This is a genomic window from Paenibacillus sp. FJAT-27812 (assembly GCF_001273905.1).
GTDB lineage: Bacteria > Bacillota > Bacilli > Paenibacillales > Paenibacillaceae > Pristimantibacillus.
Genome location: NZ_LIGH01000001.1, coordinates 757,762 through 776,152 on the forward strand (window position 1 = coordinate 757,762; position 18,391 = coordinate 776,152).

Annotated in this window: 15 protein-coding genes; 2 read left to right on the top strand and 13 right to left on the bottom strand. The window is 51.2% G+C overall.

Annotation, left to right across the window (positions count from 1 at the left end):
- From ADU23_RS03265 to ADU23_RS03275, 3 genes are all read right to left on the bottom strand, one after another.
- Positions 1 to 2,214: a heavy metal translocating P-type ATPase gene (locus tag ADU23_RS03265; protein ID WP_053372435.1), complete on the bottom strand. Its 2,214-nt coding sequence runs from the start codon at positions 2,212 to 2,214 to the stop codon at positions 1 to 3.
- Between the two features lie 119 nt (positions 2,215 to 2,333).
- Positions 2,334 to 2,534 (bottom strand): copper ion binding protein, encoded by a 201-nt coding sequence (locus tag ADU23_RS03270; protein WP_053372436.1) that lies wholly within the window; start codon positions 2,532 to 2,534, stop codon positions 2,334 to 2,336.
- Between the two features lie 17 nt (positions 2,535 to 2,551).
- Positions 2,552 to 2,905: a metal-sensitive transcriptional regulator gene (locus ADU23_RS03275; protein ID WP_053372437.1), complete on the bottom strand. Its 354-nt coding sequence runs from the start codon at positions 2,903 to 2,905 to the stop codon at positions 2,552 to 2,554.
- 235 nt (positions 2,906 to 3,140) lie between these two features.
- Here ADU23_RS03275 and ADU23_RS03280 point away from each other — a divergent pair, with 235 nt between their 5' ends.
- Both ADU23_RS03280 and ADU23_RS03285 read left to right on the top strand, forming a co-directional pair.
- Entirely contained in the window at positions 3,141 to 3,872 is a 732-nt protein-coding gene (locus ADU23_RS03280; RefSeq protein ID WP_331459308.1) for a glycerophosphodiester phosphodiesterase, read from the top strand.
- Positions 3,872 to 5,074: an SLC45 family MFS transporter gene (locus ADU23_RS03285; RefSeq protein WP_053372439.1), complete on the top strand. Its 1,203-nt coding sequence runs from the start codon at positions 3,872 to 3,874 to the stop codon at positions 5,072 to 5,074. Before ADU23_RS03280 ends, ADU23_RS03285 begins: the two co-directional genes overlap by 1 nt.
- Before the next feature lie 58 nt (positions 5,075 to 5,132).
- Here ADU23_RS03285 and ADU23_RS03290 read toward each other — a convergent pair whose 3' ends face one another.
- The 10 genes from ADU23_RS03290 to ADU23_RS03335 form a co-directional block, all read right to left on the bottom strand.
- A complete protein-coding gene (locus tag ADU23_RS03290) occupies positions 5,133 to 5,999 on the bottom strand; it encodes a YitT family protein (RefSeq protein WP_053372440.1) in 867 nt (288 codons plus the stop codon).
- Positions 6,000 to 6,069: 70 nt separating this feature from the next.
- Positions 6,070 to 7,059 carry a substrate-binding domain-containing protein gene (locus ADU23_RS03295; RefSeq protein ID WP_053372441.1) on the bottom strand — a complete coding sequence of 330 codons (990 nt, stop codon included), beginning with the start codon at positions 7,057 to 7,059 and terminating at the stop codon, positions 6,070 to 6,072.
- Positions 7,060 to 7,061: 2 nt separating this feature from the next.
- A complete protein-coding gene (locus tag ADU23_RS03300) occupies positions 7,062 to 8,885 on the bottom strand; it encodes a cache domain-containing sensor histidine kinase (protein ID WP_053372442.1) in 1,824 nt (607 codons plus the stop codon).
- Positions 8,882 to 10,498 (bottom strand): response regulator, encoded by a 1,617-nt coding sequence (locus tag ADU23_RS03305; RefSeq protein WP_053372443.1) that lies wholly within the window; start codon positions 10,496 to 10,498, stop codon positions 8,882 to 8,884. The genes ADU23_RS03300 and ADU23_RS03305 overlap by 4 nt, the downstream gene beginning before the upstream one ends.
- 133 nt (positions 10,499 to 10,631) lie before the next feature.
- Positions 10,632 to 11,663 (bottom strand): ABC transporter substrate-binding protein, encoded by a 1,032-nt coding sequence (locus ADU23_RS03310; RefSeq protein WP_053372444.1) that lies wholly within the window; start codon positions 11,661 to 11,663, stop codon positions 10,632 to 10,634.
- Between the two features lie 79 nt (positions 11,664 to 11,742).
- On the bottom strand, positions 11,743 to 12,711 hold the full coding sequence (locus tag ADU23_RS03315; protein ID WP_053372445.1) for an ABC transporter permease: 969 nt from the start codon (positions 12,709 to 12,711) through the stop codon (positions 11,743 to 11,745).
- Positions 12,708 to 14,225, bottom strand: a complete 1,518-nt coding sequence (locus ADU23_RS03320; protein WP_053372446.1) for a sugar ABC transporter ATP-binding protein — start codon at positions 14,223 to 14,225, stop codon at positions 12,708 to 12,710. Before ADU23_RS03320 ends, ADU23_RS03315 begins: the two co-directional genes overlap by 4 nt.
- Before the next feature lie 164 nt (positions 14,226 to 14,389).
- Positions 14,390 to 14,668 carry a hypothetical protein gene (locus ADU23_RS03325; protein ID WP_053372447.1) on the bottom strand — a complete coding sequence of 93 codons (279 nt, stop codon included), beginning with the start codon at positions 14,666 to 14,668 and terminating at the stop codon, positions 14,390 to 14,392.
- Between the two features lie 72 nt (positions 14,669 to 14,740).
- Positions 14,741 to 16,480: an ABC transporter ATP-binding protein gene (locus ADU23_RS03330; RefSeq protein WP_053372448.1), complete on the bottom strand. Its 1,740-nt coding sequence runs from the start codon at positions 16,478 to 16,480 to the stop codon at positions 14,741 to 14,743.
- A gap of 3 nt (positions 16,481 to 16,483) precedes the next feature.
- Entirely contained in the window at positions 16,484 to 18,211 is a 1,728-nt protein-coding gene (locus ADU23_RS03335; RefSeq protein WP_063845938.1) for an ABC transporter ATP-binding protein, read from the bottom strand.
- Positions 18,212 to 18,391 lie beyond the last annotated feature (180 nt).

An 18,391-nucleotide genomic window follows, 5' to 3' on the forward strand; every position in this document is an offset into this window, starting at 1 on the left:
TCATCTCATCCTTTGCAGCCTAAGCGCATTCAATACAACGGATACTGAGCTTAATGCCATCGCAGCTCCCGCCAGCCATGGAGCAAGAAAGCCCGCAGCGGCTATCGGTATCCCTATCACATTGTAAGCGAGCGCCCAGAACAAATTTTGTTTGATATTGGCCATAGTTACTCTGCTCATCCGAATCGCATCAGCGATACTGTTCAAATCACCGCGCATAAGTGTAATATCCGCGGCTTCAATCGCTACGTCAGTGCCTCCGCCAATCGCCATCCCGATATCGGCTGCTACAAGTGCCGGCGCATCGTTCATTCCATCGCCCACCATGGCGACCTTTCTTCCTTCTGCTTGCAGCTCTTGCACAGCTTTCGCTTTCTGTTCCGGCAGCACCTCGGCAAGAACGCGTTCAATGCCGACAAGACTTGCGATCGCCTTCGCCGTACGCTCATTGTCGCCAGTGAGCATGATGACTTCTAATCCCATTTCTTTCAAGCGAGCAACGGCTGCCGCCGACGTTTCCTTGACGGTATCGGCTACGGCAACGAGGCCAGCGTATTTTCCATTAACGGCAATGAGCATTACCGTCTTGCCTTCCGTTTCCAGCTGCTGCTGTTCTTCCCTTACCGATTCGATATCAACGCCATGCTTCTCCATCAGCTTCCGGGTGCCTACTAACAATTGTTGGCCTTCTACCTGCGCTTTAATCCCAAAGCCCGGCACCGCCTCGAACTGTTCTGCACTGGGCAGGTCGATTCCCCGAGCCGCAATGCCTGCTACGAGCGCTTCCGCAACCGGATGCTCCGAGCTTCTCTCTGCCGCGCCAACCCAGCTCAGCAGCTTCGCCTCGTCGAAGCCAGCCGCCACTCTAGCATCGGTTAACTCTGGTTTGCCTTTCGTAACCGTACCGGTTTTGTCCAGCACAACCGTATCAATATGATGCGTGCTCTCCAAATGTTCCCCGCCCTTGAACAACACGCCAAGCTCAGCCGCTCTTCCCGAGCCAGCCATAATAGAGGTTGGCGTTGCAAGACCAAGCGCGCAAGGACAAGCGATAACTAGAACGGCAATCGCCTTCTCCAGCGCATTCCCAATGTCGCCGGGCTCTACGAAGAAATACCAGACCAAAAAAGCGATTAAAGCCAAAGCCGTTACGATCGGCACGAATATGCCCGATATTCGGTCCGCTACCCGCTGAATCGGCGCTTTTGAGCCCTGCGCTTCTTCCACCACTCGAATAATTTGCGCGAGTGCCGTCTGCTTGCCGACTTTTTCCGCTTGCATGCGCATCGCGCCGTTTTTATTGATTGTAGCGCCGATTAACATATCGCCTTGCCGCTTCTCTACCGGCATGCTCTCACCGGTCAGCATCGATTCATCAACTGTAGAAGCACCCTCCAGCACGATGCCGTCAACCGGGATTTTGTCGCCTGGCTTCACGATCAGCACATCCCCTGCGACTACTTCTTCAATCGCCACGCGCTGCTCAGAGCCGTCCCGAATCACGATAGCCGTCTGGGCTTGCAATCCCATAAGCGTCTTGATCGCTTCGGATGATCTTCCTTTCGCCAATGCTTCCAGCAGCTTGCCAAGCACAATCAGCGTGATCAGCACGGCGCTCGTTTCGTAATAAAGCTCGACCTCGTGCGCGCCATGTCCCGTCTGGCTTAATGTTTGCAGCGTTACGTAGAGACTATAGAAGAAAGCAGCCGAAGTGCCAAGCGCCACAAGCACATCCATGTTGGCAGATCCGTTGCGCAGCGCTTTGAAGGCTCCTACATAAAACGGCCACCCGATTATGAACTGAACAGGGGCAGCTAATGCCAGCTGAAACCATGCGTTCATAAACAATTCCGGTACCGGAATGAAGTCAGTGAACGTGAAATGCCCAGCCATCGCCCACAGCAGCGGCAGTGAAAGGAGGATCGCAACGCCAAGGCGCAGCTGCTGCATTCTTATTTCACGTTTTTTGTAGTCGCCTGCGCTCTCATCCGAATCATCGGCAAGCTTGATCGTGCCATATCCCAAATCTTTAATCTTGTTCTCAAGCTTCTCATCATCCATGATTTGCGGGTCATAACTGACGGAAGCACGCTCTAATGCCAAATTCACGTTCGCTTCCACGCTGTCCATCCGGTTGAGTCCCTTCTCAATCCGATTGGCGCACGCTGCGCACGTCATTCCTGTAATTTGAATCGTCGTCTGCACTTTATCCATGCTTATTCACCTACCGTACACATACCCTCACGGGGTATATTTTATTGTAAAAAAAGAGAGGCTTACGAAGCCTCTTGATTATTAGCTCATTTACTCATTGTTGCTCGATTGCCTTGCCCTTAAACAACGTCGTAGCCTTGATCCTCGATAGCCGCTTTGACGGCTTCAAGCGTTACCTTTGACTCATCGTATTCAACCGTCACTTTCTTGCTTGCCAAGTCTACCTTGCCTACCGCACCTGCATTGCTAACTGCTTTCTCTACCGAGCTCACGCAATGTCCGCATGTCATGCCCTCTACCTTCAATACTGTGTTTGCCATTTTATATTTCCCCTCTCTTACTTCATTAGTTTGTTAACCGTAATCAGCAACTCATCAATAACTTCATTTTCTCCCGCTTGAATGCGTTCGACGATGCAGCTTTTCATGTGGCCCTCTAGCAACAGCTTGCCGACGCTGTTCAATGCGGATTGAGCCGCAGCGATCTGGTTAAGCACGTCATCGCAGTACGTATCCTTCTCGATCATTGCTTTCACGCCTCTAATCTGGCCTTCAATCCGGTTGAGACGTTTCGTTAAATTGTCTTTCATCTGTTCCGAGTGATGGCTCTTGCGAGGACCAGTCGTATCGCAGCAGTCATCGGAAGCATGGACATGCTCTTTCGACTCCTCATTTAATGTACGTTTGTTCATTCAACATACCTCCATGGGGTATCTCTTTCTGAACTAAATGTATCATACCCCCAAGGGGTATGTAAATAGGCATTTTTATTTTGATTTTTTATTCCGGTAAAGGCACTTTAAATCTAACAAGCAATATGCTACGATCCACATAATCAACTGTAAAAAATAAACAACGAAGCTGCTTGGCATGATAATGTCAACAATCGTTTTCACACAGAGAGGATGAATCGTTATCAAAACCACTATCAACTTTGCCCATCGCGGCGCAAGCGGCTATTGTCCTGAAAATACGCTTGGCGCATTCAAAAAAGCGCTCGAGCTAGGCGCAACCGGCATCGAAACCGATGTTCATTTAACGAGGGACGGCCGCATTGCCGTCATTCATGATGAATCCTTGGCGCGCACGGCCGGACTTAACCAATTAGTGAAAGATACCGATTATGAGGAGCTTGCGAGCCTTGATGCCGGAAGCTGGTTCGCGCCGTCATTCGCAAACGAGCGGATTCCTGCTCTGGAGCAGCTGCTGGAGCTTTTGCAATCAACCGATACCATCCTCAATATCGAGCTCAAAAACGACTACATTCAATATAAGGATATCGAGCACAAAGTGATCGATATGGTTCGCGCTTATCATATGACGGATCGTGTAATTCTATCCAGCTTCAATCATTATTCACTCGCGCTTTGCAAGCAGCTGGCACCTGAAATTCGCACCGGCGTTTTGTACATGGAAGGGCTGTATCGGCCTTGGGATTACGCGAGAACGCTTCAAGCAGACGCGCTGCATGCCTACCACTTTGCCGTATTGCCGGAATGGGTAGCCGAAGCTTCGGATAATGGCATTGACTATAATCCTTTCACCGTTAACGACATACCCGAAATGGAGCGGCTTCTTGATGCGGGCGTTGCCGGAATCATTACCGATTACCCGGATCGTTTGGACGACTTGCTGAATAGGAGAGGAGCGAAGGCGTAATGAAAAAAACATGGCTGCTCGGGTTCGGTTTTTTCAGCATCAGCATCACATGGGCGCTGTACAATGCATTCGTCCCTTTTTTCCTTGAAAAGTTTTTGACGAGCACCGCGCTTATCGGATTTATGATGACGATCGACAATTACTTTGCCTTGTTTTTGCAGCCATGGATCGGAAGCCGTAGCGATCGTACGAACAGCCGTTTTGGCAAAAGAATGCCTTACCTGATCATCGGCATGCCGCTGGCTGCCTTGTTTGGAGCCTTAATTCCTTGGCATACCAGCCTGCTGACACTCGTTTTGTTCATGGTCCTTATGAACCTGTCGATGAGCCTGTACCGGTCTCCGACCGTCGCGCTTATGCCCGATATTACGCAGGACGGCAAGCGGACGCAGGCGAATGGGATCATCAACTTTATGGGCGGCATCGGATCGATTCTTGCCTTCGCTGGCGGTTCCTTCCTATATGAGAAACATTCCTCGCTGCCGTTTCTTTCATCATCCGTTTTGACGCTCATCTGTTTAGCCATCCTCGTATATGTCATTAAGGAAAAACGAGATGCGATTGCATACACGCCTGCTGAAGAGAAAACCGCCGTGTCGTTCAAGGGACAATGGAACCGCCCTACCATCTTCCTGCTTGGCGCGATCTTCTTTTGGTTTCTGTCTTATCAAGGCGTTGAAGCCTTCTTCACCCTCTATGGCAAAAATCATTTGCAGCTTACGGAAGGCCAGTCGTCGTTCTCGCTTGCCTTCTTCTCGCTCGCTTTCGTCCTAGCCGCCATACCGAGCGGACTATTAGGCAATCGCTTTGGCAAAAAGCTCATCATCTCGCTTGGCGTCATTGGCCTCATTATTATTTTTGCCGCGATCTCCTTCGTGGACGCCCTGCTTCCTCTTCGCACCCTGCTTATTCTAGGCGGCATTTGCTGGGCGATGATCAACATCAACTCCTATCCCTTTATCGTGTCCCTCGGGAAGGAGCAAAGCATCGGCACGCGCACGGGCATTTATTATTTAATCTCCTCGCTCGCCGCCATTGCTTCGCCGCCGCTCATGGGCGGCATGATCGATCTGCTAGGCTACTCGGTGCTGTTCTACTTCTCATCGGGCGGCATGGTGATCGCGCTGCTCTTCCTTCTCTGCGTCAAGGATAAGGGGCTGTCTAGAGCAGCATCAGAACCAAATGCTTCGACAAGCCTTTAAGCAAAAAAAATCCGGCACCCGCGTCTGTTGACGCGATGCCGGATTTTTTGCTATGCCATTAATGAATGCTGCCTTTGCTGAATCCGCCGCCCATAACATCGGATACATGCTCGATAGCGATAAACGCATTCTCGTCGATCGATTGCACGATTGCCTTCAGCTTCGCAAGCTCCAGACGAGAAACGACGCAATAAATCATTTGCGTCTCATCCTTGGAATAGCCGCCGCGCGCTTGAATTAAAGTGGTGGAGCGTCCGAGCCTATCGATAATCGCTTGCGACACCTCTTCAAATTCGGCTGAAATAATCGTTACCGATTTGGATTCATCGAGGCCTTCCACGACGATATCGATCAATTTAATCGCAATATAGTATGTAAACATCGAGTACATGGCCGAATCCCATTCGAACACGAAGCCCGCAACTACAAAGATGATAACGTTGAAAATCATGATGATCTGTCCGACAGGCATACGCAGCTTCTTCGAGATCAGAATCGATACAATTTCTACGCCGTCAAGCGAGCCGCCAAAACGAATGGCAAGACCTACGCCCGCTCCTAGAATAAGTCCGCCGAACAATACCGCCAGCAGCTTCTCCTCGGTGAACGCTTCTACATGGTGAAGCAATGATGTCGTTACCGACATGACGATAATGCCGTACAGCGTCGAGATCGCGAACGTTTTCCCGATTTGCTTATAGCCGAGAATCAGGAAAGGCACGTTCACAACGAACAAGTATACGCCGAGCGGAAGCGAAGTCAAATGCGCCAGCATGATCGAAATACCGGCAATCCCTCCGTCAATTACGTTGTTGGGCACAAGAAACAATTCCAGGGCAACGCCCATAAGAATCGAACCTATCGTGATGAAAATAAACCTTTTGAGTATCTCTAAAAATGATAACCCCTTGTGCGTCTTTGCCAAAAGCTCAACCTCCGTTTGTTACGAGTTTATCTTTTGACTTTAGCATAAAAGAGTCTTTTTTTCAAAAAAACTACTTTTCAACAAATGGAAAGAGCAGCTTCTGTTTATCGCTTGCATACATGTTCTCCTTCGTAATCGCTTCCGATCCGGTATCGATCATAGGCTGCACCGATTTCCCCGCGTTTAAATCCAGAGCCGCCTTAACCGCCAAATACCCCATATTAAACGGCTTCTGAACGATAATCGCCTGCAGCACATCCTCTTCAAGGTATGCAATCTCCTCCATCGAATTATCGAAGCCGATCAGCTTCACCCTCGAGACCGCCTGTTTCTCTTTAATCGCTCTTGCCGCTCCGACTACAGTCGGCTCGTTAAGCGCCGCAATTCCTCTAAGATCCGGTTCGGAGCGCAGCAGCTCCAGCGTCATCTCATAAGCCTGCTGCTCCGATGCATTGCTGTACACCGTATCGAGCACTTTAATCGCAGGATTGCCGCCCAAGCGGTCGCGCACGCCGCGCTCTCTTTCCATTGCCGTCGCAGAGCCGCGTACAACGCTTATGATCGCGACCGGCCCATTCTTGCTGGCATCGATTGTATCGAGTAACAGCTGGCCGGCTTTTTTCCCTCCCTCATAATTATCTGTAGCGATAAAGCTGCTGGATATGCCGTCTTTTATGCCCGAATCGACGGTAACGAGTGTAATGCCCGCTTCCACGATACGTTTTGCTACGGGCACGATTCGGTTATAATCTGTCGCCGCTAAAATAATCGCCTGCGGCTTATCGATAATCGCTTGCTCCAGCAGCGCGATTTGCCCGTCGATATCCGATTCGGAAGGCATGCCTTCCACCTCTACATCGACGTTGAACTCCTCGGCTGCCATGTTAACCCCTTGGCGCATCGCTTCCCAAAATTCAACCTGCTGGTCCGTCGTTTTGGGCACGTACAAAAAATGCGGCTTTTTCGGCTGGAGCTTCGAGATGCCCATGTTCAGCAAAAGAACTGCCGCAATTATTATAAGAACGGTGAATAGAAGAGCCCAAGTCCATTTTCGCGTCATGGCTAATCTCCTTTATCCTCCATTAATTCAGGCAGACGAAGCGTAACCGTCGTCCCCTCATCAAGCTCGCTGTCGAAGGACAGCCCAAAGCGCTCGCCAAAATTCAGCTGAATGCGGTGATTTACATTTTGCAGCCCCAGTCCGCTCGTTGCGGATGCCGAAGCGGCTGACGGTAAAGGTATGGCATGAACGGCATGCAGCTGAGGGCGTCCTTTAGTTGCAAGCGTTTGGAGCTTCGTTGCGTCCATCCCTACGCCATCGTCTATGATTTGAAGCGTGATGCCCTCGTTTGTTCGATATCCTTTGATCAGAATATGGCCGGCGTCGGCTTTGTTCTTGATCCCATGGTAAATGGCGTTCTCTACGATAGGCTGGAGTACGATCTTTAATATTTTTTTATCCATAATGGCAGGATCGACTTCGATGCTATAAGCGAATTTGTTGCGGTAACGTATATTTTGTATCGTCAAATAATGCTCGATATGCGCAAGCTCCGCCCGAATGGGAATCAGCTCTTCCCCTTTGCTAATCGTTGAACGAAGCAGCTTCGAGAGTGCGGATGTCATGTTGATAACGTCGTTCATCTTACCCATCTCTGCCATCCAAATGATCGAATCCAGCGTATTGTATAGAAAGTGAGGATGAATTTGCGCCTGCAGCGCCTTCAGCTCGCTGATTCGTTTATCCTCCTGCTCCTGCACGACCTGGCTCATCAGCTCTTTGATTTTGCCGGTCATCAAATTAAACGTTCGAGCAAGCTTCCCGATTTCATTAATGCCCTCAATCTCAAACCGTGTGTTGAAATCGCCCTTCTCTACCTTTTTCATATGTCCTTCCAGCTTCTTGATCGGCCTCGTCAGCGTTAAGGAGAGGAGAATCGAGATGATGAGCGCGATAATTAAGCACAACGAACCCCACAGCATCGCCGAAAATTGGATTTGGCCCTTGTCTCCGACAAGATCCTCGGGATAATTCACTCCGATTACCTTCCAGCCATAGCGTGAGCTGCGAATCGTATACAGCTTTGTCATGCCGTCGTTCTTTGCTTTTAGAAACCGAGTATCCGGCAGCTGAAGAATTTGCTCGATCGCCTCCGACTTCAAGCCCGAGTATACGAGCTGCTGCTGCGGGTGATAAATCAAATCGCCGGTCGGATCAAGCAAAAATACATAACCCCGATTGCCCATATGGATTTGCTTGCACAAATCGTTGATGACGTTATAGTTCAAATCCACAAGAAGCACGCCGCTATTGCCATCCGCAGCTCCCTCAGCCTGGCGGCTGATCGACACGACCCAGTTGTATTCGTTCTTATATACATGCTGCACGCGGGAGGATGAAATGACTGACTTGCCGCCTGCGGCTCTCGCAGTCTTGTACCAATCTTGTTTGAGCAGCTCATGATAGTCCTTGAGCTGTGCGTCATCGCGGTCAGATACGAGAGCGCCGTTCGTGCCGATGAATACGATGGATGCAATATCGTTGCGTGACTTAGCGATGGAGCGGAAGAAGGTGCTCGTCTGCCTCGCAAGCAATAGCCCTTCCGGATCCTGCGGATCGGAAAGACGCATCAGCCGCTGGAGCTCCTCGTCACGCAGCGCGAGATCGGCAATGCTCTCCATATTGCCAATGTAAGTTTGAATGTTCGTGTTCACCTGCTCAATAAGCTGAGCGGTATAATCATAGGAGTTGTCTTTCACCGCATCCGAAGAAATCAGGTACGTATTTACGCTAAGGATAACGGTCGTGCAAATAATGAGGCAGGAGAAGGCAAGCGCGATGCTCGTATGAATGCTCTTGAACTGGAAGAAGGGACGCCCTCTCATGGCGAAGCGTTCTCCTTCATCGTGGCACGATATTCCTTCGGCGTCATTCCGATGCGCCGCTTGAAGATGACGCTGAAATATTGCGGGTCTGCGTAGCCGACTCGCTCAGCGATGTCATAAGCCTTCAGCTGTGTCCCAGCGAGCAGCTGCTTAGCCTTATCAAGGCGCAGGCGCGTTAAATACTCGACGAACGTATCGCCGGTATGCTGCTTAAACAGCGAGCTGAAGTAGCTGAGGCTCAGGAACACATGCTGGCACACTTGTTGAAGCGACAGCTCGGGGCTGCTGTAATGATCATTAATGTACATTAACGCGTCCTCGAGCTGCGTGTTGTTTACATGCGTCCGCTGCTCGGACAGAAAGGCGATTACGCTGCGGCAAGTCTCATCCACCCAGCCTTTCATTTGATCCACTGATTTGAGTGCCGGAATCGTTGCAAACGGATCGTCGCCGAGCAGCTTGGAATCGTCAAAGCCGGCTTGGGTGATCATGTTGATGAGCGCAGCCAATATGCGGTGAAGATAGCCGTAGCAGTTGCCGGGCGTTGCCCCTGATTGCTTCAGCTCCAAAAACCAATCGCCAAGTATCGCTGAGGCTTGCGCAGCTTTTGCGGTTTTGACGGCGGCCATAAGCTTCTTCTCAAATTCGTAATAAGAGGACGTGCTCATTCGCCTGCCGAACTCTACGTCGTGAATCGAGATTATGCTGCCTATGCCAAGCAGGAAACGATAATCAAGTGCCGAGCAAGCCTCTTGATAAGAGATTCTCAGCTCTCTTCGCGTTTGGCAGAAGCTGCCGATTCCAATCGACACGTCCAGCTTCAAATATTTACGGACCGCTTCCGAGGCATGCGCCGCCAGCCTTTGCGCGTCAACTGCAATCTTCTCGGCGGCTCCTCCAAGCAGCGCTACACACTTATCATGATTCGTCTGGAAAACAATTCCCCCGTGCTCCTTCTCGATAATTTCCTGCGCGATGTTAAGCATCGCGAAGCGAAGCAGCTCCCTATCGCCATATGCCGCTGCCACAGGCGGCGTGTCGGCATCCTCCAAATCAAGCAGCATCGCCAAATATGCCGGACCTTCTATGCTCAGATGGAAATAATCTAGCTTCTGCACGATGTCGTGCTCGGTCATGGGTACGGTGACCAGCTTCTCAAGGAAGCGTTCGCGCAGCAGCGGAAAGCTTTCATTCAGTCGCTGCTTCAAGGCCGACATATCCTCCATGCGGGACTGCTCATCATCCAGCTCGCGTTTCATCTTAAGCAAAAAATCCGTAAACTCCTGCAAATTAATCGGCTTCAGCAAATAGTCCTTTACCTTCAGCTTGATCGCCTGCTTCGCATATTCAAAATCCTCGTAGCCGGTTAGGATAACGACCTTCAGCTCCCGATACAAGGCGCTTAAATGCGCCGCGAGCTCCATACCGTCCATATAAGGCATATTAATATCCGTTATGACAACATCGGGACGCAGCCGCTCGACAGCCTCTAGCGCATCTCTTCCGTTGCTGAAATCGCCGACAAGCTCGAACCCGCAGCGTTTCCAATCGGTAAGCCGCTCCACGCCTTCCCTAACTTCATCCTCATCGTCGACGATGATCATTTTGTACATGCGTACCACGCCTCCTTCCACAAAGCATTTCGATAGCGCTTACAAAAATMCCTGCCATAAGCTGTACCCGTTCTGGAAAACAGTAAAAAGCAGACCGGCATATTTTGCCGGTCTACTGCTTATCACTCGAGCTTTATTCGTATAGAAGCGGTTTGATTTCATCCGAATCGATATTGTTTTTGTCATACCAGTGGAAGCCCGTATCGATCATCGGCTCAACCTTCTCCCCGTTAATCGCCTGTACGGCTGCTTTCACCGACCAATAACCGATACCGATCGGGTCCTGCGTAATCGCGCCTGCCATCGTACCGTTCTTGATCGCATCCATTTGCAGCTTGCCGGAATCGTAGCCGATCACCGTAATTTTGCCTTGCTTGCCAAGCTCGCTTACTGCGTTAGCTACGCCGATTGCCGAGCCTTCATTGGCTCCGAAGAACCCTTTGAGGTCGGGATGCGCCTGCATGATCGCCTTCGCAAGGTCGGTTGATTTAAGCTGGTCGCCCGCTCCGTACTGAATATCTACGATTTTGATATCCGGGTATTTATCTTTGATTTGGTTCACGAACCCGTCGCGGCGATCAATGCCAGTACGGCTCGTTTGGTCATGCACAACGAGTGCAACCTCGCCCGAGCCGCCGATCAGCTCAGCCATTTTGTCCGCCGCCAGCGCCGCTGCCGCCACATTGTTTGTTGCCGCTGTCGTCACCGGGATGTCGCTGTCCACGCCAGAGTCGAAGCCTACGACAGGGATATTGTTCGCTTTGGCTTTCTCAAGCAGCGGAATGGAAGCTTTGCTGTCCAGCGCCGCGAATGCGATCGCGCTTGGTTTCTTGTCGAGCGCGGCCTGAAGCATCTCGATTTGTTTATCCACCTGCGCTTCGGTCTCCGGCCCTTCGAACGTAATCTCGACATTTAGCTCTGCCGCCGCCTTCTCGGCGCCCTGCTTCACCGCTTGCCAAAACTGGTGCTGGAAGCCTTTGGAGATGACCGGAATATAAAGCTTTTTATCGCCCGGGTCATTTTTCGATTCGTTCGTTCCCGCTGCCGCCGGTTTATTCTCGCCCTTGCTGCCGCCGTTATTTCCGCTGTTAGAGCCACATGCGCTGAGCACCATAACTGAAGCCAGAACAAGCATGACAAGCGGCATCCATTTATTTCGCTTCATCGTCGATCTCCCCTTACGCTCGTTTTTGTTGTATGAAATCCCATCCAGCCGAGAGGCTCTCTGAGAGCTATACCGTTAATCATTTTTTGCGGCGGCGCAGGATATCGGCATATACCGCCCCGATCACGACTAGACCTACAATGACGACCTGCCACTCCTGCGGCACGGACATAATGCGCAGCCCATTCGTTAGAACGCTCATAATGAGCGCGCCAATGACGGTTCCGAGTATCGAGCCTTGCCCGCCGCTAAGCGAGGTTCCGCCAATGACGACCGCCGCGATCGCTTCCAGCTCATAGCCGGAGCCAAGCGCAGGCTGGGCGGAGTTCAGCCGAGACGCCATCATAATGCCCGCAATGCCGGCAAAAGCACCCGTGATCACATAAATGATAATTTTCCAGAAGGTGACGTTAACGCCGGACAGCCTTGTTGCTTCCTCATTGCTGCCAAGCGCGAAGTTGTAGCGCCCGATGATCGTCTTCGACAATACGATGCTGGCAATAACGGCAAGGCCAAAGAAGATGTACACCGCATACGGCACCTTGAACAGCGTATCCATCGCGATTTTTGAGAAGGCAGGCGTATCGTTAAAATAAATCGGCTTCGTCCCCGACACGACGAGCGACAGCCCTTTCGTCACCATCATCATGCCGAGAGTGGCGATGAACGGCGGTATGCTCATTTTCGCTACAAGCCAGCCGCTTATGAACCCGCAAAGCGCGCCGGTCAATATGCCGCCCGCTATGCCAAATGGAATCGGCAAGCCCCAAAACGTAATAACGACGCCGGTCATAACGGACGAGAAGGTCATAACCGTACCGACCGACAAATCGATGCCGCCTGTAATGATAACGAAGGTTGAGCCGAGCGCCAGCACGCCGATGACGGCGGTCGATAGCATGATGCCTATGAGATTATCGAAGCGAAAAAAGTTCCCAGACGACAAAGAGAAAAACACAACCAATAAGATAAGGCTGGCAAATGCCAACAGCTTTTGCGTGGCGCCTGCTTTCAGGGATACCGGCTTTTGTATTTCGGCTAGCTTCACTTCGCTTCCTCCTCCACTCGCATTGTTGCATATTTCATAATCAGCTCTTGCGTAGCTTCCTCGCTGCTTAGTTCGCCGGTAATGCGTCCTTCGCACATGACGATGATCCGGTGGCTCATCCGCAAAATTTCCGGCAGCTCCGAGGAGACCATAATGATTGACTTGCCTTGCTGCAGCAGCTCATCCAGCAGCTTATATATTTCCGACTTCGCGCCAACGTCGATCCCGCGCGTCGGTTCATCGATCATAAGAATTTGGCAATCTCGCGTAAGCCATTTGCCTATAACGACCTTCTGCTGATTGCCCCCTGACAGAAACTTAACCCGCTGGTCGACGCTTGGCGTTTTGATTTTGAGCGATGCCACATGCTTCTCCGCGTTTCGTTCCATTTTTTGCTGGCTCATCCATCCAACCGGATTGCGAAAGCTTCGGTAGGATGCGATCGATAGATTCGTCTTTACATCCATATCAACAAGCAGGCCGAACTGCTTCCGATCCTCCGATAAGTAACCGATCCCGTAACGGACAGCATCCGTCGGCCCCTTCACGCTCACCTTTTTCCCGTTGATGAAAATCTCTCCCGAATCGATCCGATCCGCACCAAATATCGCCCTAGCGACCTCCGTCCGGCCCGCTCCCATCAATCCGGCGAAGCCGATAATCTCGCCTTTGTTCAAATGGAAGGAAACGTCCTTGACGGCACTGCCGCGATTAAGCCGCTTTACCTCAAGCACCTTAATCTGCTGCTCCTTCCCGCTTACCTGAGGCTTCGAAGCCTTGTACAGCTGCCTGCCTACCATCATCGCGATAATCTCATCGATCGTTGTATCCGCCGTGCGCACCGTATCGATGTAGGTGCCGTCCCGCATGACCGTGATGCGGTCGGTTATTCGCTTCAGCTCCTCCATCCGGTGCGAGATATACACAATGCCTACTCCCTGCTCCCGCAGCTGGTTAATCATCCGGAACAGCTCGTCAATTTCGGCGCTCGTAAGCGCGGCAGTCGGCTCATCCATAATAAGCAGCTCCGATTGAAAAGAGAGCGCTTTCGCAATTTCGACCATTTGCTGCTTCGCCACCGTCAGCTCCGATACGAGCGTGCGCGGATCAAGCTTCAGGTTCATTTTTTGGAACAGTGCCTGCGTCTTGGCATTAATCGCATGGTCATCGAGAAACAGCGGAATCCTCGCCCTCGGCTCGCGACCGATAAAAATATTTTGGGCGATCGTGAGATCCGGCATGAGCTGCAATTCCTGATGGATAATGCTGATGCCGAGATTTTGCGCTGCCTTCGTATGGGCAATTTCAACTTCCTTGCCTTTATAGACAATCCGTCCGGCATCCTTCTTGTAGACTCCGGTTAATATTTTCATCATCGTCGATTTGCCGGCCCCGTTCTCTCCGACCAGCGCATGCACTTCCCCCGCAAAAAGCTCGAAGCGGCATTGGTCAAGCGCCATTACGCCGGGAAACTGCTTAACGATGCCTTCCATCGACACTAAAATCCGGCTCATCGCACCCACCCCTAATCGATTTGTGAACTCATTGTATGATGAATCCGGCGTGCAATATATGGAGTAATCTCTTGAAAAAAGTAGACGATTTTACGGTATCTCCGATTTTGGGCAACAAAAAAGACCCCTGCCGTTTTCCTTCTTGGCAGGAGTCCTTCTTTGCATTAATCTACGTAACCGGCTAACCCTTTATCCATCAAGTAATCCATTTCCGCGTCCATAATCGATTCTACAACCAGCTCGTTCGATTTGACGTCGGGGCGGCTGAGAATATAATCGACCAGCTCGTCGCTGTCAATGTCAACCTCGCCGTTCTTGTCTTCCTTCGCATTGTTGATGAAGGCTTGCTCATGTCTCAGCACCAGCTTGATCAGCTGCTCATCCGCATTCGTTTCGCTTGCAATGTATTGTACAAGCTCTTGTTCATTTAATTGTTCAGTCATCGTCTGTCATCTCCTAATCGCATTACTCGTCTCATTGTACCACATTCCACTCTCCCTTATGAGAGCGGATAGCTAAGCGTTTTGTAAAAACTGGTGCCCGTGCAGCTGATAGTACAGCCCTCTGCTAGCGAGCAGCTCCTCGTGGCTTCCGCGCTCCGCGATTTCGCCGTCCTTGATGAAAAGTATCGTATCCGCATGGCGAATCGTGCTTAGACGATGGGCAATGACGAAGCTCGTTCTTCCGCTGAGCAGCTTCTTCATCGCCTCTTGGATTTGCAGCTCGGCAAGCGTATCGACGCTGCTCGTCGCTTCATCCAGGATGAGCAGAGAAGGATCTCCCAGTATGGCGCGTGCGATCGTAAGGAGCTGGCGTTGTCCATGGCTGACATTGCCGCCTTCCGCCGTCAGCTCCGTATCATAGCCCTGAGGCAGCTTGGCAATGAAGCTGTGCGCATTCGCTTGGACAGCTGCTGCTTCCACCTCTTCGTCCGTTGCCTCCAGCTTGCCATAGCGTATATTCTCGCGAATGGTGCCCGAGAACAAATGGGCATCCTGCAGCACGATGCCGAGCTGGCTTCGAAGGCTGTTTTTGTCCATCGCGCGAATGTCTTCGTCATCGATCAATATTTGACCGTCGTTAATCTCAAAGAATCGTCCGATCAAATTAATGATCGTCGTCTTCCCCGCACCTGTCGGCCCAACAAGCGCGATCGTCTCGCCGGGTTTAGCTGTAAAGCTAATATTTCGCAGAGCCGCAGTGCCGTCCTTATACGCAAATCCGACATTCCGGAATTCCACTTTGCCTGCTAGAGTCTCCACCTCCGATGCTCGTTCCGCACCGTCGTATTCCGAAGGAATGTCCATCATTTCGAATACCCGCTCAGCACCTGCTATGCCGGACTGGATCATGTTGTATTGATTTGCGACTTCATTAAGCGGTCCACTAAACTGCCTCGAATATCCGAGAAAGCTTATAATAACGCCCACGGTAGCAAGGTCATGCACGGCCAGCCAGCCGCCGACGCCTGCAATGATCAGATAGCTGATATGACCGAACATGTTCATAAAAGGGCCCATCGTGCCGGAATAAATTTGAGCCTTGATTCCGACTTTCTTCAGCTTCGCGTTCGCCTCGCTGAAGCGCTCCGCCATCCGCTCCTCTTGATGGAATAAGGCAACGACCTTCTGGCCGGATACCGTCTCTTCAATAAAGCTGTTCAGACCGCCCAGCTCCTGCTGCTGGCCTTGGAACTGGCGCTTCGTAACTCTCGCGATTCTTTTCGATACAAAAACGATAAGCGGAATGACCACAAGCGCGACGAGCGTAAGCCAAACGTTTAAGAAGAGCATCATCGAGAAGGAGCCTATGAGCATAATGACGCTCGATATGATCTGGATCAAGCTTTGGTTCAGCGTATTCGTCACATTGTCGATGTCGTTCGTCGTGCGGCTCATCAGCTCGCCGTGATTTTTGCCGGCGAAAAAAGGGATCGGCAGCTTTTGCAAATGAATGAACAGGTTGTTGCGCAAGCTCCAAACCGTCCGCTGCGATACATCCGCTAGGAAGAAGGCTTGCAGCCAGCCAACTAAGCTGCCAGCCGCATATACCCCAAGCATAAGCAGACAGATTTGAAGCAGTCCGTCGTATTTCTTCGCAATAATATAATCGTCCAGCGCTGTGCCAAGCAGATAAGGGCCTGCAAGCGTAAGACCCGCGGCGGCCACCGTAAGGATGATGACCGTGATGAGTCTTGCTCGCTGCTGAACTAAATAAGTGCCGAGTTTTTTTAATGTCGATAGCGTATGATTCATCCTTTATGCTCCTTGCTGGGATAAGGCAATCCGGTTGTAAAGCTTGCTTTGCTGCAGCAGCTCCTGATGCGAGCCTATCGCCGTTATTTGCCCATCCTCAAGTACGATAATGCGATCTGCCTGCTGAACGGAAGCAATCCGCTGTCCGATAATAAGGCAGGTGCTGCTCTTCATCAGCGTTTGCAGCGATTTTCGGATGAGCTGGTCGGTGTTAAGGTCAACGGCACTTGTGCAATCGTCGAGAATGACGATTTTTGGCTTTAGCAATAGCGTGCGGGCAATGGATAAACGCTGTTTTTGCCCGCCTGATAGATTGACGCCTCGCTGTCCGAGTACGGTATCATAACCATGCTCCAGCTTCATGATGAACGCATGCGCCTCCGCAGCCTTAGCGGCCGCCTCGATCTCTTGCTGGCTGGCACCCGGCTTGCCGTAGCTAATATTTTCCGCAATGGTGCCGCTGAATAAATGCGCCTGCTGGAGCACCATGCCAATCTGGCTGTGCAGCTCCTGCGGAGCAATCTCGCTGATCGGATGCGAATCGATGCGCAGCACTCCCTCGGTAGGCTCATAAAAGCGCGGAATGAGGCTGACCAGCGTCGATTTGCCCGCTCCGTTCACGCCAACGATGCCGATCGTCTCGCCAGGCTCTACGGCAAAATGGATGTCGCGGAGAACCGCATTCTCGCTATCGCCGTCATAGCTGAAGCTCACATGCTCGAAGGAGATTCGGCCTTCATGTATTTGCTTAGGCTGTTGATCGAATTGCTGCTTAGTATCTTGATTCTCTCGCGGAAGCTCCAAAACCTCGTTAATGCGGTCCGCCGAAGCTTTTGCACGGGATATCGCCATCAATTGATTGCCAAGCCCCAAGGTAGAGAACAACAGCTGTGTAATATAAGTTAAAAACGCCGCCAGGCTGCCGACCGACAAAGCGCCCTGCTCGGAGAGCATTCCCCCGTACCATAAGGCAGCTACGATGCTGAAATTAAGAATGATCGACATAAGCGGCGTATTGAGCGCAACGATTTTGGCTGCTTTTAGGCTGGCCTTCAACAAATTCGAATTCGCTTCATTAAATCTTTCTTCCTCGTAATCCGACCGAACGAAAGCTTTCACTACGCGAATGCCGGACAAATTCTCTTGCATGACAGTATTCACCTGATCGAGCCGCTGCTGCATGATTGAGAATAAAGGAACCGTGATCCGAGTCGTAATGATTAGAAATAAGGCGAGCAAAGGGATCATCGCCAGAAGGATGACCGATAACCGCGGGCTGATCATGAAAGCCATCGTCAGGCTCCCGATAATAATAAACGTATCGCGCGCGAACACGCGGAGGATCAACAGCACAAGCCCCTGAATTTGCGTAACGTCGCCCGTCAGCCTTGTTACAATGGAGCCAGAGCCGAATCGGTCGAGCGACTTCAGCGATAGCGACTGGATTTTTTGGAACAGCTCCTGCCTTAAATCGGCACCAAAGCTCTGCGAGGCAATCGTCGCAAACACCGTGCAGCCTACGCCTGCGAGCAAGCCTATAAGGGCAGCAATCAGCATTTTGGGCGCGGTAGCCGCGATTGCTCCCATATCTCCAGCCATAATGCCGTCATTCACGATGCTGGCCATAAAGCGCGGCTGCAGCAGATCCATGCACACCTCCAGCAGCATGAACAGCGGTGCGAGCACTGCGGACAGCCAATATTTTTTCAGAAAACTAGCTAGCTTAAACACGGGGACACCTCCATCTACCGGCATTTTGCAAAACTGCAAATAAAGAGGGCTGCTCTTCAAGCGCCCTCCTGATGAAGTAATTATAGCATCCATCAACTTCCCTTCGCACTCCAATAACTGGAAATAAATTGCGTATCGCATCCGGCTCGTTTTTTCGATATATTGCTGTTACAATAGACG